25 protein-coding genes are annotated in these 24,686 nt (G+C 54.5%); 10 read left to right on the top strand and 15 right to left on the bottom strand.

Going from position 1 to position 24,686, the window contains the following annotated elements:
* Positions 1-114 precede the first annotated feature (114 nt).
* The 9 genes from ychF to rfaD all read right to left on the bottom strand — a co-directional run bounded on the left by ychF (position 115) and on the right by rfaD (position 9,165).
* Entirely contained in the window at positions 115-1,218 is a 1,104-nt protein-coding gene (gene ychF / locus B2R48_RS14410) for a redox-regulated ATPase YchF (RefSeq protein WP_297001699.1), read from the bottom strand.
* A gap of 64 nt (positions 1,219-1,282) precedes the next feature.
* Positions 1,283-2,095 carry an aminoacyl-tRNA hydrolase gene (pth, locus tag B2R48_RS14405; protein WP_297001696.1) on the bottom strand — a complete coding sequence of 271 codons (813 nt, stop codon included), beginning with the start codon at positions 2,093-2,095 and terminating at the stop codon, positions 1,283-1,285.
* A gap of 15 nt (positions 2,096-2,110) precedes the next feature.
* Positions 2,111-2,746, bottom strand: a complete 636-nt coding sequence (locus B2R48_RS14400; RefSeq protein WP_062956414.1) for a 50S ribosomal protein L25/general stress protein Ctc — start codon at positions 2,744-2,746, stop codon at positions 2,111-2,113.
* A gap of 123 nt (positions 2,747-2,869) precedes the next feature.
* Positions 2,870-3,802, bottom strand: a complete 933-nt coding sequence (locus B2R48_RS14395; RefSeq protein ID WP_062956415.1) for a ribose-phosphate pyrophosphokinase — start codon at positions 3,800-3,802, stop codon at positions 2,870-2,872.
* Between the two features lie 325 nt (positions 3,803-4,127).
* Complete coding sequence (locus tag B2R48_RS14390; RefSeq protein ID WP_297001690.1) at positions 4,128-5,141, bottom strand: hypothetical protein; 1,014 nt, start codon at positions 5,139-5,141, stop codon at positions 4,128-4,130.
* Between the two features lie 90 nt (positions 5,142-5,231).
* Entirely contained in the window at positions 5,232-6,062 is an 831-nt protein-coding gene (gene pgeF, locus B2R48_RS14385; protein ID WP_297001688.1) for a peptidoglycan editing factor PgeF, read from the bottom strand.
* Positions 6,063-6,093: 31 nt separating this feature from the next.
* Entirely contained in the window at positions 6,094-7,221 is a 1,128-nt protein-coding gene (locus B2R48_RS14380; protein ID WP_297001685.1) for a class I SAM-dependent methyltransferase, read from the bottom strand.
* 3 nt (positions 7,222-7,224) lie between these two features.
* The gene (gene lgt, locus B2R48_RS14375) at positions 7,225-8,058 is read right to left on the bottom strand and encodes a prolipoprotein diacylglyceryl transferase (RefSeq protein ID WP_297001683.1); all 834 of its coding nucleotides are present in this window, start codon (positions 8,056-8,058) and stop codon (positions 7,225-7,227) included.
* Positions 8,059-8,178: 120 nt separating this feature from the next.
* On the bottom strand, positions 8,179-9,165 hold the full coding sequence (rfaD, locus tag B2R48_RS14370; RefSeq protein WP_297001681.1) for an ADP-glyceromanno-heptose 6-epimerase: 987 nt from the start codon (positions 9,163-9,165) through the stop codon (positions 8,179-8,181).
* A gap of 210 nt (positions 9,166-9,375) precedes the next feature.
* Here rfaD and B2R48_RS14365 point away from each other — a divergent pair, with 210 nt between their 5' ends.
* The 6 genes from B2R48_RS14365 (at position 9,376) to B2R48_RS14340 (ending at position 13,553) form a co-directional block, all read left to right on the top strand.
* Positions 9,376-9,714, top strand: coding sequence for an accessory factor UbiK family protein (locus B2R48_RS14365; RefSeq protein WP_062956419.1), 339 nt, complete (start codon positions 9,376-9,378; stop codon positions 9,712-9,714).
* 235 nt (positions 9,715-9,949) lie between these two features.
* Positions 9,950-10,456 (top strand): YbjN domain-containing protein, encoded by a 507-nt coding sequence (locus tag B2R48_RS14360; RefSeq protein ID WP_232310661.1) that lies wholly within the window; start codon positions 9,950-9,952, stop codon positions 10,454-10,456.
* Between the two features lie 343 nt (positions 10,457-10,799).
* Positions 10,800-11,615, top strand: a complete 816-nt coding sequence (gene proC, locus B2R48_RS14355) for a pyrroline-5-carboxylate reductase (RefSeq protein WP_297001676.1) — start codon at positions 10,800-10,802, stop codon at positions 11,613-11,615.
* Between the two features lie 34 nt (positions 11,616-11,649).
* Positions 11,650-12,366, top strand: a complete 717-nt coding sequence (locus tag B2R48_RS14350; RefSeq protein WP_297001673.1) for a TetR/AcrR family transcriptional regulator — start codon at positions 11,650-11,652, stop codon at positions 12,364-12,366.
* A gap of 197 nt (positions 12,367-12,563) precedes the next feature.
* Positions 12,564-13,016, top strand: coding sequence for a phasin family protein (locus B2R48_RS14345; protein WP_062956422.1), 453 nt, complete (start codon positions 12,564-12,566; stop codon positions 13,014-13,016).
* A 189-nt stretch (positions 13,017-13,205) separates the two neighbouring features.
* Positions 13,206-13,553 carry a tRNA-binding protein gene (locus tag B2R48_RS14340; protein ID WP_297001668.1) on the top strand — a complete coding sequence of 116 codons (348 nt, stop codon included), beginning with the start codon at positions 13,206-13,208 and terminating at the stop codon, positions 13,551-13,553.
* 88 nt (positions 13,554-13,641) lie between these two features.
* On the opposite strand, the gene B2R48_RS14335 is transcribed toward B2R48_RS14340, so the two are convergent.
* From B2R48_RS14335 to B2R48_RS14325, 3 genes are all read right to left on the bottom strand, one after another.
* Positions 13,642-14,994, bottom strand: a complete 1,353-nt coding sequence (locus B2R48_RS14335) for a PAS domain S-box protein (protein ID WP_297001665.1) — start codon at positions 14,992-14,994, stop codon at positions 13,642-13,644.
* A 195-nt stretch (positions 14,995-15,189) separates the two neighbouring features.
* Entirely contained in the window at positions 15,190-16,680 is a 1,491-nt protein-coding gene (locus B2R48_RS14330) for a methyl-accepting chemotaxis protein (RefSeq protein WP_297001662.1), read from the bottom strand.
* A gap of 209 nt (positions 16,681-16,889) precedes the next feature.
* Positions 16,890-17,666, bottom strand: a complete 777-nt coding sequence (locus tag B2R48_RS14325; protein ID WP_062956426.1) for a ferredoxin--NADP reductase — start codon at positions 17,664-17,666, stop codon at positions 16,890-16,892.
* Between the two features lie 425 nt (positions 17,667-18,091).
* Here B2R48_RS14325 and B2R48_RS14320 point away from each other — a divergent pair, with 425 nt between their 5' ends.
* Entirely contained in the window at positions 18,092-18,787 is a 696-nt protein-coding gene (locus B2R48_RS14320) for a nitroreductase family protein (protein WP_297001658.1), read from the top strand.
* Positions 18,788-18,859: 72 nt separating this feature from the next.
* On the opposite strand, the gene B2R48_RS14315 is transcribed toward B2R48_RS14320, so the two are convergent.
* From B2R48_RS14315 to B2R48_RS14305, 3 genes are all read right to left on the bottom strand, one after another.
* Positions 18,860-20,194 (bottom strand): ATP-binding protein, encoded by a 1,335-nt coding sequence (locus B2R48_RS14315; RefSeq protein ID WP_297001656.1) that lies wholly within the window; start codon positions 20,192-20,194, stop codon positions 18,860-18,862.
* A gap of 45 nt (positions 20,195-20,239) precedes the next feature.
* Positions 20,240-20,968, bottom strand: a complete 729-nt coding sequence (locus B2R48_RS14310) for a response regulator (protein ID WP_213473723.1) — start codon at positions 20,966-20,968, stop codon at positions 20,240-20,242.
* A 116-nt stretch (positions 20,969-21,084) separates the two neighbouring features.
* Positions 21,085-21,600, bottom strand: a complete 516-nt coding sequence (locus tag B2R48_RS14305; protein ID WP_062956428.1) for a MarR family winged helix-turn-helix transcriptional regulator — start codon at positions 21,598-21,600, stop codon at positions 21,085-21,087.
* A gap of 113 nt (positions 21,601-21,713) precedes the next feature.
* On the opposite strand from B2R48_RS14305, the gene B2R48_RS14300 reads away from it, so the two are divergent.
* The 3 genes from B2R48_RS14300 to B2R48_RS14290 all read left to right on the top strand — a co-directional run bounded on the left by B2R48_RS14300 (position 21,714) and on the right by B2R48_RS14290 (position 24,618).
* Positions 21,714-22,610 carry a branched-chain amino acid aminotransferase gene (locus B2R48_RS14300; RefSeq protein ID WP_062956429.1) on the top strand — a complete coding sequence of 299 codons (897 nt, stop codon included), beginning with the start codon at positions 21,714-21,716 and terminating at the stop codon, positions 22,608-22,610.
* Positions 22,611-22,803: 193 nt separating this feature from the next.
* Positions 22,804-23,769: a hypothetical protein gene (locus tag B2R48_RS14295; protein WP_297001648.1), complete on the top strand. Its 966-nt coding sequence runs from the start codon at positions 22,804-22,806 to the stop codon at positions 23,767-23,769.
* 288 nt (positions 23,770-24,057) lie between these two features.
* The gene (locus B2R48_RS14290; protein WP_062956431.1) at positions 24,058-24,618 is read left to right on the top strand and encodes a DJ-1/PfpI/YhbO family deglycase/protease; all 561 of its coding nucleotides are present in this window, start codon (positions 24,058-24,060) and stop codon (positions 24,616-24,618) included.
* The last annotated feature ends 68 nt before the right edge of the window (positions 24,619-24,686 follow it).

Below are 24,686 nucleotides of genomic sequence, written 5' to 3'. Positions count from 1 at the left end.
TAGACCGCGTTGGGCTGTTTTGACAAGTCCCCAGGCCAGATCAGCCTGCGCAAAAACCAAAGGCCACCGCATAAGTTACGGTGGCCTTTGGAATAATTACGAAAAAGCAGAATCTTAGACGTTGAATTTGAAGTGGAAGATATCGCCGTCCTTGACGATATAGGTCTTGCCTTCCTGACGCAGTTTACCCGCATCACGCGCGCCGGCTTCACCGTTGAATTCGATGAAATCGTCATAGGCGATGGTTTCGGCCTTAATGAAGCCGCGCTCCAAATCGGTGTGGATAACGCCAGCCGCATTCGGCGCAGTCGCACCGGTAAACACCGTCCATGCGCGTGCCTCTTTCGGACCCACCGTAAAGAAGGTCAAAAGGTTAAGCAGCTTGTAGCCTTCGCGGATAATACGTGCGAGGCCGGTTTCCGAAAGACCAAGACCCTCTAGGAACTCTTTCTTGTCTTCGGCACTTTCAAGCAGGGCAACCTCGGCTTCGATTGCTGCTGAAATCACAACCGAACGTGCACCCTGTGCTTCGGCCATTTCGGCAACCTTGGCCGAAAGTTCGTTGCCTTCGGCCGCGTTGTCTTCATCAACGTTGCAGACATAAAGGATCGGCTTGCTGGTCAGAAGCTGCAGCATACGAAACGCCTTGGCTTCTTCTTCGCCATCAATCTCGACAACACGCGCCGGCTTGCCTTCGCGCAGCACTTCAAGCGTACGCTCAATCAGATCCATGGTCAGCTTGGCGTCCTTGTCGTTCGAACGCGCCTTTTTCTGAAGGGCGGGAACGCGCTTTTCAAGGCTTTCCATATCGGCAAGCATCAGTTCGGTTTCGATGGTTTCCGCATCGCGCACCGGATCGACCGAGTTATCGACATGGGTAATGTCATCATCTTCAAAGCAGCGCAGAACATGCACGATGGCATCGGTTTCGCGAATGTTGGCCAGGAACTGGTTGCCAAGGCCCTCGCCCTTGGATGCCCCACGCACCAGACCGGCAATATCAACAAATTCCAGCTGGGTCGGAATGATATTGGCTGACTTCGCGATTGCCGCAATCTTGTCGAGGCGTTCGTCAGGAACGCTGACACGACCGGTATTGGGTTCAATCGTACAGAACGGGAAGTTTGCTGCCTCGGCTGCTGCCGTCTGGGTCAGGGCGTTAAAAAGGGTCGATTTACCGACATTTGGCAGACCGACAATACCGCATTTGAATCCCATCTTTCCGGGCTCCGTAACTTGAATTTCTGTTTATCATGATCGGTCTGCATGCTTGCAAACCAGACTATTTCTTTTTGCCAAATGCCTTGGCAAGCGCCTCTGCCATGGCCGAGGCTGCATTACTGACCGGGGTATCGGCACGTTCAAGACGCACCTTTGCCGCACCCGAAATATCGTCGATCCCCTCACCGGCCTGTGGCTGGTTTGTGGCCTCTGAATTCTTGTCACCCTTGGCACCACCGGCACCTTTGGCACCCTTGGAGTTGTCGGCCGCTGGCTTGTCCTTTTTCGGTGCCTTTGGCTTGGGCGGTGACACGATGGCGGAAACCTTGCTCATAAAGCCGCCATCATCGCCCTTTGTCAGGCGCCCGAATTCGGACGCCACCGCATCCAGAAGGGTCATCAGCCAGCCATCCTGTTCGGCCTTGGAAAAATCCCCAAGCACATGACCATGCACACGGGACTTATCCCCGGGATGGCCAATTCCCAAACGAATGCGGCGATATTCCTTGCCACAATGGGCATCAATGGACTTCAGACCGTTATGCCCGCCATGGCCGCCGCCGCGTTTAACGCGCAGCTTGCCCGGTGGCAGGTCCAGCTCATCATGCAGGACGATAACGTCTTCGACCGGAATCTTGTAAAAGCGCAGGACTTCGCCAACACTTTGTCCCGACAGGTTCATGAAGGTTTCCGGTTTGAGAACCAGAAGCTTTTGCCCGTTCAATTCACCTTCGGAAATCTGCCCCTGAAACTTTTTGCGCCAGGGACCAAAAGAATAGCGGCGGACGAGTTCGTCCGCCGCCATGAAGCCAATGTTGTGACGATTGGCGGCATATCCCGATCCCGGGTTTCCCAATCCAACCACCAAAAACATCGTAAGACCTCGATCTTATTCTTCGGTCGCTGCTTCTTCTTCGCCTTCACCTTCTTCGTCAGAAGCTTCGTTTTCTTCCGATTTCAGTGCAGACGGTGCAGCAACGGTCGCAACGGTGAAGTCACGGTCGGTGATGGTAAGCTCAACACCTTTCGGCAGTTTAATTGCCGAAATGTGGATCGAGTCACCAACTTCGACGCCCGACAGGTCAAAGACCAGCTCTTCCGGAATAGCGGAAGGAGCACAGAGAACTTCGACATCGTGACGAACGACGTTAAGAACGCCACCTTTTTTGAGGCCCGGGGATTTCTCTTCGTTTTCGAAGCGAACCGGAACCTCAACGTTGATGGTCTGGCCTTTGGAGAAGCGCAGAAGGTCAACGTGCATGATTTCGTCAGATACTTTGTCGAACTGAACGTCGCGCGGCAGGACTTCGTATTTCTCTTTGCCGACCTCAATGGTCAGAACGTGGGAATAGAAGCCCGGCTGATGCAGAAGTTTCCAAAGCGGACGCGGGTCAATCTGGAACAGAACAGGTTCCTGTTTTGCACCATAAATAACACCAGGGACCATACCGGCACGACGCACGGCACGGGCGGCCCCCTTTCCGGCCCGTTCACGGATTTCCGCAGTGATAACAGAATTTGCCATCGGAAAATCTCCTTGAACTAAAAGTAAGTTGCTTCTGCAGGTTGGTGAAAATCACCGCTGAAAGCCTACAAAAACAAGCGTGGTGGCCTCCAGGGGTGCCACCACGGCGAGGGCCTTATACCCTCAATCGAAAAGAACGGAAACAGATTTTTCTTCCGAGATACGACGGATGGCTTCTGCCATCAGCGGCGCAATCGGAAGCTGTCGAATTTTTCCGCAATCACGAACAGCATCGGATGCCTTGATCGAGTCACTGGTAACAACTTCGGTCATTGGCGAATTCGCGATACGCTCAACCGCCGGACCAGACAGCACACCATGCGAAACATAGGCCGCAACAGACGATGCACCGCGTTCTTTCAGCGCACCGGCCGCATTGCAAAGCGTACCAGCAGAATCAACGATGTCGTCGACCAGGATGCAAGCCGCGTCCTTGACGTCACCAATGACGTTCATGACTTCGGAAACACCGGCCTGCGGACGACGTTTGTCGATGATCGCCAGTTCAGCATCCAGACGTTTTGCAACGGAACGCGCACGCGCCACACCACCAACGTCCGGGCTGACGATCACCAGCTTCTGGCCTTCGAACTTGTTGCGGATGTCGCTGGTCAGAACCGGCGATGCAAACAGGTTATCAAGCGGAATATCAAAGAAGCCCTGAATCTGACCAGCATGGAGATCCATGGTCAGAACGCGGTCTGCACCGGCAACCGTGATCAGGTTGGCAACCAGCTTTGCCGAAATCGGGGTACGGGGACCCGATTTACGGTCCTGACGGGCATAGCCGAAATACGGCATCACAGCGGTGATACGGCGTGCCGAACCACGGCGCAGCGCATCAAGCATCACCAGCAGTTCCATCAGGTTGTCGTTTGCGGGATAAGAGGTGCTCTGAATGACAAAAACGTCCTCACCGCGGACGTTTTCCTGAATTTCGCACCAGATTTCCTCATCAGAGAAACGCTTCACATCTGCACGGGTAAGCGGCAGATTAAGATGGTCAGCAATTGCCTCTGCCAACGGGCGGTTACTGTTACCAGCGAGGATCTTCATAGCGGGGCCTCGGTTAATGGGTGCCGGGAAAGCGAATAATTAAATCCTGTGCGACTCCGCTCACAACAGAAAGCCGTCATCAGCCCTGTTTGCCCTTGCCGCCAAACAGCCCGGAATCTGGGAATTTCCCGCCGGTCCAACGACACATTCACGACACTCAAAGACCAAGTTTCAGCACTTCTGCATATCGGCAGATCGCGGCGGCTTTATAACCAGCCGTTAACAGTCTGTAAATGGGGCCAATGCCGAATAACGACAAGGCAGTCATGCATGCCTTGCCCATCAACCTGCCATCGGCCCTTTGCAGAACCGAAGCAATCCGGGCTTAGCGCAGCGATGCCGTTTTGTTATCGACGCGCAGTTGAAGCTTTTTGTTCGTTGCGATCTGCCCCAGAACCCCTTCAAGGGTTTCAACCGCGGCCTGTGCAGCAAGCGATGCAACTGTCCCCCACCTTTCATCAAGCTGGCCGCGTGGCACGACGTTATTCTGGTTCATCTGCCCCAGCTCGGTGCCGTCGACTTCCATGATGATCCACTCGATAGATACCCGATCAAGTGGTGTGGTGGTTTTTTCAGTCACCGGGCTGACATCAATTGTCGCTGACAGGATCACGCTGTTTTCGTCAATCTCGCGGTTATCAACCGTAATCCCGCGTGATTTCAACAAGGCACCCGCCGATCTGGCAAGGGCTGTATTGCCATCGCCGGGGGCCCCTGCAAAATCAATCAGGGCAATTTTCATAACAGGTGCCGCACGCAGAGATGATCGGTCGCCAGTGATCATAAAGGCGATATCGTCTGCTGGTTGCGCGACCAGTCCCTCATAGGTTTTTGCCAACGGGTCGTCGGCCCTGCCTTCAAGCTCGCGGACTTTTTCGACCAGTTCCTGCGGGATAGCGAGGTTGTTTTCTTCTGGCCCTGTGGGCTGGTCGGCGAACCATTGATCCGCACCAAGTTCACCGGCCGAATGCGTTGTATCAATCGCCAGCCCGTCCGGGCGCATCAAAACCCACGTAATATCAAGGGCAGCGCCACTTTCCGTCAGCTTCGCCTGCACATTGGGCCGAAGAATGTAATCCCCGCCGGTGTCTGTTTCGCTATAGGCCGGAATATCGCGCAGGCGCAGTGCACGTGCCATGGCGCGCGCCAGATGGGCAGATGCGCCTTCGGGCAGATCTTCGGTCGCCTCGACCCGAACAGTGCCGGTATCACGCAACTCCAGCAAGCCGGGATCCCCGGCGCGACCGGCCCCCTCAAACGGGCGCGGCAAATCACCACAGGCGGCAAGCAACCCAGCCAGACCAAGGATCAATACAACCGAACGCAGGAAAAACTTCATTGGGGCAATTTTCGTCGTCACATCATCACACAACCAACCATGGTCGCAATGATCATAAAGAAGAATAGCATGATCAGATGCGGCATGATGTTACGCCTCTTTCAACATGATCGCCGACAACTGCCGCCCGTAATCGGGTTCCTTGCGCAGGGTCGTCCGGCGATAACTGTAAAAAAGTTCTTCCTCGGCCAGCGTATCGCGCGCGACCAGCTCGACCGAAGCAATCCCGGTGGCAATCGTTCGACGACGCACATATTCCGGCAAATCAAACATGAAATGCCCATCGCGAACCGACGGATCAAAAAGATCCTCCTCGCCTTCCGGTCCGGCAAGGATGGTGTCACGAAATGCGCCATCAACTTCATAAGACTTGCGCGCAATACACGGGCCAACGGCAGCGTGAATGTTTTCGCGCTTGGCACCAAGCTTTTCCATGGCATCAACCGTACTGGCCGAAATACCGGCATGCGATCCGCGCCAGCCGGAATGACAGGCCCCGATCACACCGGCAAAGGGATCATGAAAAAGGACCGGCGTGCAATCCGCTGTCAGAATACCCAGCATGATGTTCGGCCGATCCGTCACCATCGCATCGGCCTTGGGTGCCGCGTCGCGCGACAACGGCTTATCCAGAACGGCAACATCGGTGCCATGCACCTGATAAACCGTGGTTAAACGATCGGCACTGGTGTCAAACGCGGACGCCGCACGGGCGCGGTTTTCGGCAACGCGGTTCTTGTCATCATCTGACCCGAAACCGACATTCAACCCGCCGTGAATACCGTCACTGACCCCGCCCTTGCGGCTCAGGAACCCATGACGCAATCCATCCTTGTCCGACAGGTTCCCGGCTTCAAACCAGGTCAGCCCGTTGGCGCTGCGTTCGATCCCGCTGGTAACCTGGCTGATCGGATGTGTCATGCTGGCCTGCTCCGTTCCCAAAACCGTTCCGTTAGCCCGCCACGCCACTGACGCAAGGCGGCGGGGTGGTATCCCGACCATAGCCGATCAGAACTTTAAAAAGCGTTCCCATCTGATCGGCATCAATCAACCGCGACAACGCCTGATCAATTGCGGTTTGTTGGGCGTCATCGGCATTGGTTTTCAAAAGCTCGGCCCGCTGTTCAATGCCAAGCATACGCAAAAATGTTCCTTGCGTCAGAACCGCACCGGTCCGCGCACCGGCTTCATTCATCGCCCGCCCGATAGCAGCAAAATCAACATGCGCGGTCAGATCCGCATCGCCCGGATTGCTCAGAACCGGGTGATATTCATGGCCCTTGAGCGCCTGGAACGTATCGCCAAACGCACTGCCGGGATGGCCATAATCAATAAACAATGCCCCGCCGCCCGTTTCATTCAAGCGCCGTGCGATCTGATCGGCAATGGCAATGGCTGGTGCGCAGCTTTCAAAAACGTCGCCTTTTTTCGCAGCACCGCGCAGAACCGCCGGGATCAGCGCATCGGTGATCGGGGTTTCCGCCCCGCGGACAAAACCAAGTGCACCGGTTTTGGCATCCACGCCAACCAGCCGTTCAGCCCAGCCTTTCTCGCCGCGTTCGAACTGACGGATCGGCAGCGCATCAAAGAACTCGTTGCCAATGACGATCGCCGGAACATTCGCACGGGCGGGAATGTCATCAAATGTTTCATGCCATGTGGCCGGAATGCCGTACGCTATGATTGATGTTTGCTGATGGGTACGCAGAACCGGACTGGTTTCAACAAACCGCACGGTCAATGCATCGCCAAATCCCGGCACATTGCGCACAGCCCTCAACGCATCAGACATCAATGTCCCGCGCCCCGGCCCCAATTCGATCAGATCGATTTTCGGCGGGCTGCCCATCTGTTGCCAGGTTACGGCTGCCCAAAGCCCGATCAGTTCGCCAAACATCTGGCTGACTTCCGGTGCCGTAATAAAATCACCTGCACGGCCAAACGGGTCCTGCTTGCGGTAATAGCCGTGCTCGGGATGGGCCAATGCCTCGGTCATGAAATCGGCAATGGTGATCGGCCCGGATACATTGATCCGGCGCTTGATATGGGCCAAAAGCGGGCTGTCGGTCGCAGAACTCATAATTTACGCGTTTTCGGCTTCTTTGGGGTGAATGCGGGTTTCAATCGGCTTGGATTTCAGGCCGTAGACAATACAGCCAACCCCGGCCAGCACCATCGGAATGGACAATATCTGGCCCATGGTGATGCCCCCGGCAAGGTAGCCCAGCTGGGCATCGGGCTGGCGGAAGAATTCGACTATGATCCGCGAAATGCCGTAACCGGCAACAAACGTCCCCCCAAGGATTCCCGGACGGTGGCGGATAAACGCGTTGCGCGACAGGATAAACAGCACAACAAACAGGATAAGCCCTTCAAGCAAAGCTTCATAAAGCTGGCTTGGATGGCGTGGTTCCGGCCCGCCATTGGGGAACACAATGCCCCATGCAACATCCGTCGTGCGGCCATAAAGCTCGCCATTGATGAAATTGGCAATCCGACCAAAGAAAAGACCAATCGGGGTCGCAACAGCGGTCGCATCCAGAACGGCAAGGATGGAAATCCCGCGCTTTCTGGCAAACAGAATGATCGCAAGGATCACGCCCATGAACCCGCCATGGAAGGCCATGCCACCCTGCCAGACCTTCAGGGTATTGGCCGGGTTATCAAGATAGTAATCCAGATTGTAAAACAGGATATAGCCCAACCGCCCGCCAAGGATCACGCCCAGCGTCGCCCAGAACAACAAGTCATCGACATCGCGCTTGCTCATGATGTTGGGCGTTTTGGTGCAGTAATACACCACATACTTCCACCCCAGCAGCAACCCGGCAATATAAGCCAGCGCATACCAGCGAATGGCAATCGGGCCGATGGAAATCGCAATCGGGTCTATCGCCGGAAAGGCAAGGCTCAGCATCTGGAAAACTCCGGATCAGCTATTGTGTGATGATGGACAGGCTCAGAACATTGACTGTGCTGGAGTTGCAAAGGATAAGGGCAGCATCATGGCAGCGCACATACCCATCACGTGACGTTGTCAGCGGAACGGATCCTCGGTCGCAAGATAATCCTGCACATAGGACCGCACCCCTTCTTCAAGCGATGTCATTTCCGTGCCATAGCCCGCCTTGCGCAGCTTGGTCATATTGGCTTCGGTGAAATACTGGTACTTGTCGCGGATCGATTCAGGCGTCGGCACGAACTTGATATCAGGCTCCTTGCCAATGGCGCTAAACACTGCCAGTGCCAGATCCTTGAAACTGCGCGCCTTGCCGGTCCCGATATTGAAAAGATCGCTGACCTGTGGGTTGTCATAAAGCCACATGATGATGTCGACCACATCACCGACCCAGACAAAGTCACGCAGCTGGCCACCATCTTCGTAATCGGGGTGGTGCGACTTAAACAGGGTCGCGGTCTCACCATTTGAAAGCTTGTCAAACAGTTGCGACACCACGGAACGCATACCGCCCTTGTGATACTCGTTCGGGCCATAGACGTTAAAGAACTTAAGCCCCGCCCACTGTTTGGGACGGAACCCGTTCTGATCGAGGATCCGGCGGAACCGGCGATCTGTGGCATGCTTTGACCAGCCATAGGCATTCAGCGGTGCCAGCTTTGCCAGATCAGCTTCATCAAAGCTGTCATCAAAGCCCTGCTTGCCATCACCATAGGTCGCAGCCGAAGATGCATAGATCAGGCGCGAAGAATGACGTGCACACCATTCCCAAAGCCAGGTTGTCAGTTTCAGGTTATTGGCAACAATCTTGTCGGCGTCTGTTTCCGTGGTCGCGGAAATCGCGCCCATGTGGAAAATCGCTTCGACATCACCGGCATGCTGATCAAGGAATGCGGGCAACTCATCGGGATGGACAATGTCGCGCAGGTTGCGTTTGGCGATATTCTTCCACTTGATGCCATCGCGCAGGCGATCAACGACAACGATGTCGGTCTCGCCACGTTCTTCAAGGGCGGCAACAATATTGGAACCGATAAACCCGGCACCACCAGTGACGATAAGCATTGCATTCTCCTGACGAGGCCGCCCTGCCCCGATAGACCAAGACGACAGATCATGTTTGACGACACTTTATAAGACCGCCCCTGATCTGGAGCAAGAAAAGCAAACCAAAATAACGATATCGTCACGCCCGGTTCATAACGCGCCGCTTGCCCTGTGGCCATATAGGCCCATATTATGCCCAACATAAAATTTCAAAAGCCGGAGACCATCATGCAGATCAACAACCGCATTCTCGATGACCTGACCCGTGTCACCAATTCCGCATTGGGCACCATGACCGGTGTCAAAGGCGAAGTAGATGCCATGATCCGCCAGCAGTTCGAGAAGATCCTGCTCAACATGGATCTGGTCACCCGCGAAGAATATGACGTCGTTCATGATGTTGCGATCCGTGCAGCTGAACGCATTGATGCACTCGAAGCCAAGATCGCCGATCTGGAAAAGCGCCTTGATGCCGCTGAACCGGCCAAGAAACCGGCTGCCAAGCGCAGCACCGCCAAGGCAGCGCCGAAATCTGCGGCAAAAACCACAGCGAAAAAAGACGCCTGACAGACGCCAGATCGGGTAATTCATCCCCACATATATAACCAAGGTCGCGGGTGCTTGTCGCACCCGGGCCGAACTTTGCCGTCACAAGCAGGCGCGCTTAACGGTCGATTGAAGCACCATCTAGAGCGCAATCAGAATATTCATTGCAGTCCTGCGCGCAGCGGCGGTTGAAACAAAGCGTTCACCGGCATATAGTGCGCGCCCTTTCGCATATGCTTGAACAGGCTGGGTATAGATGAACGACCAAATGGAAGATATCGGCGACATCGGCGACGAAAATCCGTTGCTGCTGGTCGAGGATATTGCCCGCACCAACCAGTGGCATCTCGAACGGCGCGGTTCGGACGAGATCGTGGTCGAAATCCCAGCTCACTGGTGCACCTATCTGGTCTATTTCACCTGGCGCGACGATGCCGAGGCGCTCCACATCGCATGTTGCTTTGACCTGTTCGTGCCAGAACCGCTGCGCCCGCGGATGTATGAACTGGTTGCCAAGTGCAACGAGCAGCTCTGGATCGGGCATTTCGGCCTGTGGCTCGAAGAAAACATGCCGCTGTTTCGCCATACCCTGCTGTTTGGTGGTGACGTGCCCCCGATGGTCGAACAGTTCGAAGAGCTGATTGAAATCGCGCTTTCGGAATGCGAACGCTTCTTCCCGGCGTTTAATTTCGTTCTTGGTCAGGGCAAATCCCCGGACGAGGCACTCATGCATGCCATGCTTGAACCGGCAGGTCAGGCTTAAAAACAAAACAGCACCGCAGACATTGCAAGGACGGCCTTACCGCCGTCCTTTGGCATATTCATACGTTTTTTTTAAGTTCGCGCCGGACCTTGTGAAAACAATACAAACGCCCCAAACCCGGCTTCGCAATCCCCCTGCACAACAGAAAATCCGGCAAAGCGGCGCCATCCCAGCCAAAGCATCCGCCGATCAGGCAACAGGCACCCCATCGGGGTTTGATACAGACGCCTCTTGCTCTTGGCTCTGACTTGACCCACCTTGAGAAGATCGCTACGGCATTGCATCAAGCGTGTTGATCGCGCCACGATCAACAGAACCCGATGGTTAAAGCGGAGCAGAATTTATGAATACGCGTCTTTTGCTGGTTGGCTGTGGCAAGATGGGCAGTGCCATGCTCGAAGGTTGGCTGGCCCGCGGGCTGGTGGCATCCAATGTCTTTATCGTCGAGCAAGCCGAAGCCGCCGAAAATCTCGAGTCCAAATACGGCATCAACGGCATTACCGATGTTGCCGACATGCGATCCGACTTTATCCCGCAGGTCGTGCTGTTTGCCGTCAAGCCACAGGTCCTGCCCGATGTCATCGACGCCTATAAACCGCTGGTCCGTGCCGAAACGGTCTTCTTGTCAGTCGCGGCGGGTAAAACCATCGACTTCTTCACAAGCCACCTTGGCGACACCGCACGCATTGTGCGTTCCATGCCCAACACACCAGCCGCCGTTTCACGTGGCATGACCGTGATGTGCCCGACCGAAAATGTCAGCATCGCCCAGCGTGACATGTGCCAGACCCTGCTTGAGGCCGTCGGCATGGTATCCTGGGTCGAGGATGAAGGTCTGATGGATGCCGTCACCGGCCTGTCGGGCAGCGGACCTGCCTATATCTTCCATCTGGTCGAAGCCATGGCACAAGCAGGTGAAGCCGCTGGCCTTCCAGCCGATCAGGCCATGACCCTTGCACGCCAGACCGTGGTTGGTGCCGGCTTCCTGCTTGATGCCAGCGAAGAAAGTGCCGCCACATTGCGCGAAAATGTCACAAGCCCGGGCGGCACCACCGCTGCGGCTCTTGATGTTTTGATGGATCCCAAAACCGGCCTGCCGGAACTAATGACCCGCGCAGTCGGTGCGGCCCGCGACCGATCCAAGGAACTGGCCGGCTGATCGCCAAACCAACTGTGAAACCAAGGAGAACGTCATGCCACCCAAAAAGGATATCCCCAATCTTCTGATTGATGCGACCCTGAAACTGGCCGCCGAACGCGACTGGCATGACGTCACCATGATCGACATTGCAAACGAAGCAGGCGTGTCTGTTACCGATTGCTACGATCATTGCAGTGGCAAGGGCGACCTTCTGCGCCGCTTTGTCAAACGCGTCGACCGTGAAGTCCTTGCCGATCTGGATTCCGAGGACTTCAACGAACCCGGTCATGACCGCCTGATCGCGGTCATCATGGCCCGATTTGACATTTTGTCGGAATACCGCCCGGCCCTGCGCTCGATCATTGCATCGGGCGGCGACCTTGGCCCGGCTGACGGGCTGCGCGCGATCAAAACCCATTTCGGCGCCATGCGCTGGATGCTTGAGGCCGCGGGTTTCCAGACATCCGGCCTGCATGGCAGCATGCGCGTTGCCGGATTGACGGCGGTCTATGCCAGGACCTTCAAATACTGGCTTGATGATGACAGTACGGATTTCGGTCCGACCATGGCCTATCTTGATCGGGAACTGTCCAAGGCGGCCGGGTGGGACCGCCGGGTTGAAAAGGGTCTTGGAAAAGCGTCATCGATCTGTGGTAAGATCAGCAAACGGTGCAAGAGTTTTTCGGTCAAAAAATCACCGTCCCCGGGCGATAACAGCCCTGCAGATGCACCATCCGATCAGGCGACATCAACCGCGACCAGCACCTAATTCCCTGATCTGGAACGCAAAAACAATATGCACACCCAAGGTTATGCTTTTTACACAAAACAATAACCTATAAGTTTTTGTGCAGCGCAAAATAATCCTTGACGACAGGCGATCATTCCGGCATATTGCAGTTGAATTTGTGCGGCGCACAATAGCGCCTCATTGCATATCTGTCGCAAACTAATGGAGTGCAAACCATGACCGCCGCAAAAAAGGCAACCAATCCGTTCTTTGATCTCGACTTCACCAAATACACTGCGGACTTCAAAGTTCCGGGTGTAGACGTGAACGAAATGATGGCTTTCCAGCGTAAAAACGTGGAAGCCCTCACCAAAGCCAACAAGGTAGCCTTCGACGGTTTCCAGGCTGTCGCTCAGCGCCAGAGTGAGATCTTCAAAACGCTGCTGGATAAAGTTCAGACCCAGGGCAAAGATTTCACTGCTACTTCTGCTGACGACCCCATGGCTTCGGCTGCCAAACAGACCGAAGCTGCAAAAACGGCTTACGAAGAAGCCCTTGCAAATGCCAAGGAACTGTCAGGTCTGGTAACCAAGTCCCAGGAAGAAGCGCTTGCTCTTCTGCAGACTCGCTTTACCGAATCCCTTGACGAATTCAAGGCTGCTATCGAAAAGACCGCAGCTACGAAGTAACAGCTTTGGCTGTTAAATTCCCGTAATCTACTTGATGGCAGGGCCTTATGGTCCTGCCATTTTTCTTTTGTCCGACAATCTTTTCCCCCGGCTTTTTGCTCAAACTCCGGAATTCGTCTGCCTGTGGTGGTTTGGGCTTACAAGAAACATTCGATCTTACTAAGCTGACTCCAAAATAAGGAGACAGCTATGAGTGACGAAATCAGTTTTGATGATTTTCTCAAAGTCGATATCCGTGTCGGCACCGTGATCGACGCCCAGGAGTTTCCCGAGGCCCGCCGCCCCGCCCTGAAATTGTGGGTCGATTTCGGCGCCGAGATCGGAACCAGAAAAACATCAGCCCAGATCACCAAACATTACACGCCCACAGAACTGATCGGGCGTCAGGTGGCTGGCGTAGTTAACTTCCCCAAAAAACAGGTCGGCCCGTTCATGTCGGAATTTCTCTGCCTTGGTTTTCCCGATGGCGATGACGACAAGGGCATCGTTCTGATCCGCCCGGATCAGGATGTACCGAACGGGGCACGCCTGTTCTGACGGCACTGGCTCAGATCACAAAAGAAAAGGACGGATATCGTCATTGCGATACCCGCCTTTTCCCGCTCGTGCCACGCTCCCGGCTAGGTTAGCGTGCCAAAATGCCCGATGCTTCCCGTATCTGTCCAAGGATTGCCGAAACGTCCTCGGCTGCCTTGACCATCTCCTGAAACGCACCTTCTGACGACCCAAGAGCAGTCTGGACACTACATAACTCACCACTGATCTGATTGGTGATCTCGCCCTGCTCCGTGACGGCAAGCGATACCACGGCAACACGGCTTCGCATCAAATTGATGTCAGTTCGAACGGTCGAAGAAATGCGCGCGTTTTCATCGATCCGCTTTTCCAGAATGTTGATCTGTTCAATCATCGCAGGGTCTTCGCATGCACAGTCACGCAACGCGTCCACGGCCTCTTCAAGTGCGGCAATTGCACAATCACTTTCTATGGCGTGATCAAATGCCTGATCGGCAACAGACCGCAGCTCCGTCAAACGCTGGGTCGTTTCATCAACACTGCCGACAAGCCGTGCGCCAACCATCGTACTGACTTCAAGACGCGCATACGCCTTTCGCCAGGCTTGCGAAATATCGTCATGGCTCTGATCAATTTTGCCGACGCTTTGATCGGCTTCGCCGCATCCGGCTTCAATTGCTGTTTTAAACCCAGTCAGCGAGGTGACCTGATCGGTAATATCATTGGCAACCTTGACGATCTTGCAAACGTTCCCGTCCGGCCCGCAAACCGGGCTATAGCTTGCTTCAAACCAGACTTCGCGACCGTCCTTGCCAAAACGCCTGAGATGACAGGCCCTGTTACTTCCCTTTGCCAGCGATCGCCAGAAAGCACGGTACTCGGTACTTGCCGCGTATTCGGGGTCGACAAACATGCTGTGATGTTTGCCGACGACCTCCGACAGGCTATATCCCATGGCAACAAGGAAGTTGTAGTTGGCCGTCAGAATGTTGCCCTCCGTGTCGAATTCAATAACGGCCTGGCTATGTTCAATCGCATCGACCTTGCCTTGCAGATCGGCAAGGCTTTCATGACGTTCGGTAACATCTGTACCAAGCCGGATAATGCGGACCACATTGCCATTACAATCTTTTACCGGCCCAACGTTCTCTTCGACCCACTTGCGTTGGCCGCTCTTGGTGACCCAGGGCAGGACCACACGCTTGGTTTTCCCGCCCTTCAAATCGACCCAGCACAGGCCATATTCGGGCGCATCCAACACATCGTCAGACAAGAACATCGAATGGTGCTGTGCAAGCACCTCATCTTCATTATATCCGGTCAATGACAGGAAATTGGCGTTTGCACGTACGAGCCTGCCCTGCAGATCGAACTCGGCAACAGAGAAGCATGCATCGATCATACCCGGTACATCCGGGAAGACATCGTTGGGTTCAACTGGGATGGACGTCAGCGAATTCATGGACATCTCCGGATACTCTGAATATCGAATGTTTGATGCGCCAAGTATCGCCAGATCGCGACAGGTTCGACATCCCCATTTGGGGAGGCACATATACCTATGTATATTTTCTCTGTATCGGCAAAAAAGAAGGCAAGGTCAGTTTCCCGACCTTGCCTTCCCCTCGCCATAGCGAGCTCCCACTCCCCGGAACTCCTAGCGCGCAAGCACCAGTGCAGCCTGTCGGGTTCGCCCGACATTGCCCGACACGATTGAGGACGCGTCGCGGATAAAATTCACGCTGCTTGCAAACTGCTCGACAGAGTTCGCCATGCTCTGCATGTTGCTTGAAACCTGCTGGGTTACGGCAGTCTGCTCCTCGACGGCCGAGGAAATCGTGGTGACATTGTTCAGCACATCTTCAACTTCAGTCCGGATTGCCCCAAGCACGCCTGCAACTTCGCCGGCAATGTTCTGCACACCTTCGATTTCGCCGGTGATCTGTTCGGTGGCCTTGGCAACCTGATTGGCCAGATTTTTGACTTCGTTGGCGACAACCGCAAATCCCTTGCCTGCCTCGCCGGCGCGGGCCGACTCAATCGTCGCGTTCAGTGCCAGCAAATTAATCTGCCCGGCAATGTTCTGGATGACATCAATGATGCTGCTCATCGCGGTGACGACTTCGCTCATTTTTTCGGTTGATGCGCCTGCGGCGATGGATTTTTCAAACACCTGATCGGTTGATGCGCGCGCCTCTGTCATGCCGCGCGAAATCTCGGCAATCGAAGCGGCAAGCTCTTCGGCGGCCGCAGCGACGGTTTGCACATTCGAAGACGTTTCTTCACAGCTCGAATGGGCGACCGTGGAACGCTGTTCCAGCTCAGTCAGACTGTTGTCAATTTCGCCAAAATTGCTGTCGATCATCTGTTTCAGATCGGTCAAAAGTTTGACCTGCTCTGTGATGTCGCTGGCATATTTGACAACCTTGTATGGTACGCCATTGGCATCAAAGATGGGATTGTAGGACGCCTCGATCCAGATTTCGCGTCCCCCTTTGGCGAACCGTTTGAACTGCTGTGACACGAAGTTCCCCTTGGCAAGCTCGCGCCAGAACTCTGCATAGTCCTGACTGCTTGCATAGGATGGTTCGACAAACATCCTATGATGTTTTCCAACAATCTCCGAAAGCTGATAGCCCATAGCAGCCAGGAAGTTGTCATTTGCATCAAGAATATAACCATTGAGGTCAAATTCGATGACCGCCTGACTGCGGTTGATCGCGGTTACCTTGCCTTCGAAATCGGCCATGGCTTCCTGGCGTTTTGTAATGTCTGAGGCAAATTTGACAATCTTTGTGACATTACCTTTTTCATCGCATACCGGGTTATAGGTTGCCTCGATCCAGACACGCTGTCCGGTTTTGGTAATGCGTGGGAATGCGGCACTTTTGAACATGCCCTTGCGCAAATCAGCCCAAAAAGCGTCATACTCAGCACTCTTGCGAATTTCCTCAGGCACGAAAAGCGCGTGATGCTTGCCAACGATCTCTGAGAGTTCATAGCCCATCACAGCAAGGAAGTTCTTGTTTGCACGCAGCACTTTCCCGTGCAGATCGAATTCGATCACGGCAAGAGCCTGTTCAAGTGCGCTCAGGGTCATGGCAGCACTTTTGGAATCGGAACGTTTGAAGAAGTTGAAAAAGCCCATCGTGTTTTCCTTTCACACGGCATCAGGACATTTCAAAGTGTTCAATCCCTGACGCGACATGGGCGCAACTTATACGGTCACTTCAAATGCAAATATCCCCATATGAGGAGCCTTGAAATCCCCAAGAGCCATTCTTGAGGGCATAGAAAAAGGCAGCACCCATCGGGCACTGCCTTTGCAATATCCAAGCATCCATTGGGGCGGATGTCTTATTTCTCGACAAACGCCTTTTCGATCACGAAGTGCCCCGGCTCGTTCATGTTGCCTTCCTTGCCACCCCAATCAAGCAGCATCTGGCGTGTATCGGCGATCATCTGCGGGTTGCCGCACAGCATGAAACGATCATTTTCAAGCGTCGGCTTTTCAAGACCAAGGTCTTCATACAGCTTGCCCGATTCCATCAGTTCAGTGATACGTCCCTGATGCTTGAACTCTTCACGGGTTACCGTCGGGTAATAGAGCAGCTTGTTCTGCACTTCCTCGCCAAAGAACTCGTTGTTTGGCAGTTCGCTGTGAATGAATTCCTGATAGGCCAGTTCACGCACTTCGCGACAACCATGCACAAGGATCACCTTGTCATAGCGCTCATAAGTCTCGTAATCGCGGATCACGCTCATGAACGGCGCAAGGCCCGTCCCGGTCGACAGCAGCCACAAATTTTTGCCCGGCAGAAGGTTGTCATGGATCAGGGTTCCGGTCGGCTTGCGCCCAACGAGGATCTTGTCGCCAACCTTGATATGTTGCAAACGCGATGTCAGCGGTCCGTTCGGCACCTTGATCGAGAAGAATTCAAGTTCTTCATCGTAGTTTGCACTGACCATCGAATAGGCGCGCAAAAGCGGCTTGCCTTCAACTTCGAGGCCGATCATCGCAAACTGACCATTGATGAATCGGAAGCCCGGATCACGGGTGGTTTTGAACGTGAAGAGAGTGTCGGTCCAATGGTGGACATAGGTGACGGTTTCTTCGTTTAAATTGCTGGCCATAACGCTACATCAATCCGTTTCGTCTGTCTGTGTGTGGAACCGTGGCGGGAAACACGGAGTATATATCCCGGCACGCATTCCATGCCAAGTTGCCGCGATTTAACATCAATCAGACGTATATCGCAAGGAAACAATCAAAATTTATTGTCATTTTGTGTGAATTACATAATTTTATGTATATTTAGTGTAAAATAGAGCACTCCCACAAACCGGTGCAATCACGCCTTTCTGGCTCATGACTGTTGATTTGATACGCCCGCACATCCATCCGCACAATGATGCATCGCAATACGCTGATCCTGATTCTGCCCTGCTGGTCGTCTTTGTGGTGACCTGTTTGTCCACTGGACTTTGGGCTTGCTGCTCAGATTCGTGCCCCATACACTTCGCAGACAATTAAAAACCCGAACACATCAGGAAGCGCCATGTCGTCCCCGAAAACGCTGACCACCGACTTCGTTCCCATCCCGCTGCCCGACTATCAGGAATATGACCTCAATGAAATGCGCGCCCGCGCGCAAGAATTTTACGACGACATCAAAACGCGCCACACCGTACGCGATTTTTCGGATCGTCCTGTCCCGCGTGACATCATCGAAACCTGCATTCGTGCTGCCGGCACTGCGCCGAACGGGGCCAACCACCAGCCCTGGCATTTCTCCGTGATTGGCGACCCTGCCATGAAACGCAAAATCCGACTGGCGGCGGAAGAAGAAGAACGCGCCTTTTACGAAGGCCGTGCGGGCGAAGAATGGCTTGATGCGCTCAAACCACTGGGAACGGATGACAGCAAACCGTTTCTGGAAACCGCGCCATGGTTGATCTGTATTTTTGGCGAACGCAAAAGCACCTCTGCTGATGGCAAACTGCGCAAAAACTATTACGTGCCAGAATCCGTCTCAATCGCGACAGGCTTTCTGATTGCGGCCCTCCATCGGGCTGGTCTTGCCACCCTCACCCACACTCCAAACCCGATGAGCTTCCTGACCGATATCTGCTGCCGGCCGGATCACAACAAGCCTTACATCCTGCTTGTCACCGGTTACCCGGCGACCGATGCCACCATCCCGGCCCACGCGACCGAGAAAAAGGAACTATCGGAAATTGCCACGTTTTTCTGATTGGTCTTTACCGCTCAAACAAGAAAAGCCCCGCATCAAGCGGGGCTTTTTGTACTTTGGCACTCTAGGTTCTTAGTGCCCGATTGGCAGCACAAGGCGCACCCGCAGGCCACCACCCGGCGCATCTTCAAGCAAAACTTCGCCGCCGTGACCACGGGCCGAATCACGGGCGATGGTCATGCCAAGGCCGACCCCGCCGGTCGCCTGATTGCGTGACTCCTCAAGGCGGTAAAACGGCTTGAAAACCTCTTCGCGTTTGTCGACCGGGATGCCCGGCCCATCATCATCAAAGATGATCTCGTAATCCTGCCCGCGGCGCCCGGCGCGCACCGACAGGTTGTTGGCATAGCGTCCGGCATTGGACATGATATTTGCCACACACCGTTTCACCGATTGCGGGCGCAGCTCCATCTCAAGACTATCTTCGATGTGCAGGTCGATCTGCTGACCGTCGCGAAGCGCCTCGCCAACCTGATCGGTCAGAAGCTTGCCAATATCAGTCAGAACCGCCTTCTCGCCCTCTTCGCCGCGCGCAAAAGCCAGATAGGCATCGACCATGCGTTCCATATCGACGACGTCCTGTTTCAGGGCATCGACACCGGGCGAACTTTGCTGCATGGCGAGTTCAAGCTTCATGCGGGTCAGTGGCGTCCGCAAATCATGCGACACCCCGGCGAGCAGGGCCGTGCGCTGAGACAAATGACGTCCGATGCGATCGCGCATCGACATAAACGACGTCGCGGCCATACGGACTTCTGCTGCCCCTTCGGGCTTGAAGTCCTCAACATCAACGCCGCGACCGAACTGATCGGCGGCCTTGGCCAGTCGGCGGATCGGACGGACCTGATTGCGCATAAAGATCACCGCCACCCCATACAGGATCAATGCCGATCCCGCGATCCACATAAAGAAGATATAGGTGGTGGAATTGTACAGACGCTTGCGCGGCGCGATGATGGACAAGACCCCTTCTTTGGTCTGCACCCGAATTTCAAGCTGACGGTCATCAAGCTCAAGATCAAAAAAGAATGGCCGCTGCAGGCGCTCATCCAGCGCGTTAAACAGCTCCTCAGACACAAGCCCAAGTGGCGGTTCGGTAATCTGACGCTCCAGAATCGCATCGGGCTCATACACGATATCAAGTTGCATACGTGCCCGCGCCGAGGTCTGAATCCATTCGTAATGTTCCGGATCCGGATATTGCCCCAGATAGTCGATCACAAAAACAACGTCACCGGCCAACCCACGGCTGAGTTGGCGGGCCACCGTGTCCCAATGCCGTTCAAAGAAGATCAGGACGGTAACGATCTGCAATAGCAGCATCGGCGTCATCAGGATCAGAAGCGACCGGCCCAAAAGCCCCGTCGGCATCAGTGATTTGATCCGCCCGTTCTGTTCGCTACCCACGCTGATTATCCTTGTCCGTTTTCATGGTCGCTTGCCCGACGCTTTTCAGTCTGTATACAGGACATAGCCCTGACCACGTACTGTCTGCAAGTATCTTGGTTGTTTGGGGTCTTCTTCAAGTTTGCGGCGCAGGCGCGTGACTTGCACATCGATGCTGCGTGACGCGGTCGGATCAATGGCGTTGCCACTGACCATGCCGTGAAGCTGTTCGCGCGATGTCGTTTGGCCCCGCCGCTTGACCAGTGCGGCGAGCAATGCCTGCTCGGCGGTGGTCAGATAAACATGCTCCTCGCCACGCTGCAGGATCATCCGGCTCAGATCAAACCGAAATGCCCCGAAAGAAGCTTTGCTTTCTGCTTCTTCGGCCAATACCGCATCTTCAGTGTCTGGCAACTCTCCATATCGACGCAGGATCGCCTCGATCCGAAGCACCAGCTCACGTGGCTCAAACGGCTTGGCAAGATAATCATCGACCCCGGCTTCGAGACCAGCAATCCGGTCTTCGGTTTCCGAGAGTGCGGTAAGTAGCAAGATCGGAACCTTTGAGCCTGCCTCGCGCAGGCTGCGCGCCAAATCGACGCCCTTTTCGCCTGGCATCAGGACATCAAGCACGATCAGATCAAACTGCAGCCCCGACAGGCTGGCGCGCGCCTCGCTGGCATCGCGTGCAGCAGACACGTTAAAGCCGTTCTCGCCCAAATAACGGGTAAGAAGATCACGCAAACGGTCATCATCATCGACCACAAGAACATGTGGCAGATCAGCACCGGTCATTGGGGGTTCCTAAACACCGAAATCAATCTGGACCTTTAAACAGTAACTTGGCCGCAAAATCTTTCAAAAGCGTAAGGATGACCACGTCAAAATTATGGCTGATCCGCAAGCGTGGCTCAGCCTGCACGGCGGCGTACACCACCGGGGCCGTCATCCTCGAACCGTTTGCGGTCCTTTTCTTCCATCATGCCCAGCATGACCTTGCGGAAACCCTCGACCGATTCCGCTCCGGCCTCGCGATAGGCGGCCGCAATCAGGGCGCGCTGTTGTTCGGTCAGTTCACGTTCAAGTGCCTCACCCTTTTCAGTCAGGGTCAGCAAACGCTGACGGCGGTCCTGCAAACCGGTCTTTTGTTCGATAAAGCCTTCACGCACCAACTGGCCCAGCACACGCGACAGCGACTGCTTGGTGATCTTGAGAATCGACAACAGGTCGCTGACCGTAATTCCGGGATTTCGGCTCACGAAATAGATGACCCGATGGTGTGCGCGACCGAAATTATATTGCGCAAGCATCTGGTCCGCGACTTCGGTGAAATCGCGATACGCATAGAACAGCAATTCAATGCCTTGTCTAAGCTCTTCTTCCCGTAGAAAAAGCGGATTGACCTTGCGTGTAGAGATATCTGCCATGCTTATCCGTTATGTCAGTTATATTGACACATTAATCTATGAATGTTACCCCGACCAGACAAATAAGGACATAAAGTTACGTCCGGGAACGTTCTTGAAATGGAATTTGGCAAATGACGACTCCGACCTTTGATAACCGCGATGGTTATATCTGGTATAATGGTGAACTTAAACCGTGGCGTGAAAGCACTTTGCATGTGCTCAGCCATGCTGTCCATTACGGGAGTGCGGTATTTGAAGGGGAACGTTCCTATAACGGCAAGGTTTTCAAGCTGGCCGAACATGGCGAACGTCTGATCAAATCCGGCGAAATCCTGGATATGAAGATCCCCTATAGCGCCGCAGAACTTGATGATGCCGTCGTCGAGACACTGGCTGCCAACAACATTACCGAGGGCTATGTCCGTCGCATTGCCTGGCGCGGCAGTGAAATGATGGGTGTTTCCGCCCAGACCACGCGCATCAATGTGGCGATTGCCTGCTGGGAATGGCCAAGCTATTTCGCGCCGGAAGAACGCCTTAAGGGTATTCGCCTGGATCTGTCGAAATGGGCCCGCCCGGCACCGAACACAGCACCGACCAATGCCAAGGCATCGGGCCTTTACATGATCTGCACGCTTTCCAAGCACGAAGCAGAACGCAAGGGTTATGCCGACGCGCTGATGCTTGATTACCGTGGTCAGGTGGCTGAGGCGACCGGGGCAAACGTCTTCTTCATCAAGGACGGCCAGATCCATACCCCGAAACCCGATTGCTTCCTCGATGGCATTACCCGCCGTACCGTGATCGCGCTGGCCAAAGAGCGCGGGTATGAGGTTATCGAACGCGTTATCATGCCTGAAGAGATGGCAGATTTCGAAGAATGCTTCCTGACTGGAACGGCGGCTGAAGTCACGCCAGTGGCGGAAATCGGACCATACAGCTTCACCCCGGGTCAGGTCTGCAAGACCATGATGGAAGACTATATGGCACTGGTCCGCGGTGAGAATACGGCGGTCGCGGCTGAGTAAATTTTTTTGAATAATCGGATCGATTATTCACATTTTTTAAAAAACACCCCGGATGTTTCACGCCGGGGTGTTTTTCTTTGCATTCTCTCACACGGCGAAATTTTTCATCCAGTGGTGGATGACATTCCGATCTTGTGGTCTCATATGCTTTCGGCTGCTATCATATGTAATGCCACCATTCCCGGACAACCGCATGACACCTAACACGGGTGCTTCGAGGACCATCGCCAGAACCAGCATCTTTGTTGCTGCGACGATTGCGTTGTCTGCGTTGTCTGCGTTGTCTGTGCTGGCAGCGGTTACCAGCAGTCCCGCCTATGCCGAGGACGCGGCCGAACTCCGTTTTCCCGTGCGCGAAAGCGAGTACGACGCTGTCTTGTCCTGCCAAAATGACACCAATCCAGCCTGCCGGTCCTGCCTTGCTGGCAGGCCTAGCAGTGCGTCGCTTGTGATGTATTCCATCTTGCACCAATCCCTGACGGCAGGCGGGCTTGATGTGAAGATAAACGTGGTGCCATCACCGAATTCCGAACGCAGCCGCATGATGGTCAGCAATGGCAATGCCGATGTCAAATCGGACTGGGAGTTTAATATTGATGCGGATCCCAATAGCCTGAAATCCGCCCCGATCCTGCGCCGGGGCGACTTTGAAAAAGGCATCTATGTCCGCCAAGGCAGCGTAACACGCGGCTATAACGAGCCGATTTCCAATGTCCATCACATGAGCGCGGTATCCATCCGCACCTGGCGGTTGGATTGGGAGGTGCTTGAGAACCTTGCACCGGCGAGCCTGACCAGTGCGGCAACCAAACAGCAAATGTATGCCTTGATCGATGCCGGTCGGGCAGATTTCACCCTGCTTGAATTTTCCAGCGCGCCGGGCATGGTTCGCGTTCTGGAGGGCATCAAGCTTTATCCGATGCCCGGGGTAAAGGTGATCCTGCCAGCAAGCCAGCATTTCATGATCTCGCGCCATTTACCGAACGCAAACAAGGTCGTCAGAGCAATCAATGCCGGGATCAACGCGCTTCACACCAATGGCTTCATTCACCAATGCCTTGTGAATAGCGGCATCATCAATGAACAGGTCCGCGACTGGCGCATCCTGAACCCGACAGAAGACCAGCTCACACACCAGAAAACCGTCCCGTCAAACTGAGCTGCCCCGCCTGACAGCAAACAAGCCGCATCCCTTAAGTATGAGGATTAGAAGTCGGCTGTTTTTCAGACAGATACGCGGGATTTCCGCCCTTTACACGGCAGTCGAACAGACCACTGGCAAGGCGGTATATAAATCCTCATACAATTAAAAACGCGTCAGAGGCAATTCGGTGTTTCACAGCAATTTTGCGCCCGTGCCACAAAATGATCACATTGAAATCCGGAACGAGAGCAGCTCGCAGCCGTTGGCAAGGTGTAATGCCCGACCAATGAAAGGAGCGACATCATGCCTGCGATTGATACCGCAAAGATCCTGATTCTTGCCACCGATGGCTATGAACGGTCTGAACTGCGTGTTCCGCTTGAAAAATTGTCAACCCACGGGGCCGACGTCAAAATCGCATCGCCCAAATCTGATCCGATCAAAAGCTGGGATAAAAGCGACTGGGGCGACACGGTCGATGTCGATGTCGAAGTCAAAAATGTCGATATCAAAGACTATGACGCGCTGGTCATCCCCGGCGGGCAGATCAACCCGGACCTGCTGCGCAATGACGAAGCGTCTGTCAGTCTGGTGCGCGAGTTTGTCGCATCGGGCAAACCGGTCGCGGCCATTTGCCACGGCCCGTGGCTTCTGATCGAGGTCGGCGCGCTGCGTGATCGTCATGCAACGTCATTTGCGTCGATCAAGACCGATATGCTCAATGCCGGTGCGCTGTGGCGCGACGAGGCTGTGGTCTGCGAAGACGGCATTGTGACGTCGCGTTCGCCGCAGGATCTTGATGCCTTTGTCAGCAAAATCGTCGAGGAAGTCAGCGAAGGAACGCACCACCAGCGTGCGGCATAAGACCAACCAAGATGGTCTACCCCCCCCTCAAAGCAACGGACGGATGGCACAGGCCATCCGTCCGTTTT

The organism is Thalassospira sp. UBA848 (assembly GCF_002295455.1).
Taxonomy (GTDB): Bacteria; Pseudomonadota; Alphaproteobacteria; order Rhodospirillales; family Thalassospiraceae; genus Thalassospira.
The sequence above is the reverse complement of the archived record's forward strand: the minus strand, read 5'-3'. Positions and strand labels throughout refer to the sequence as shown.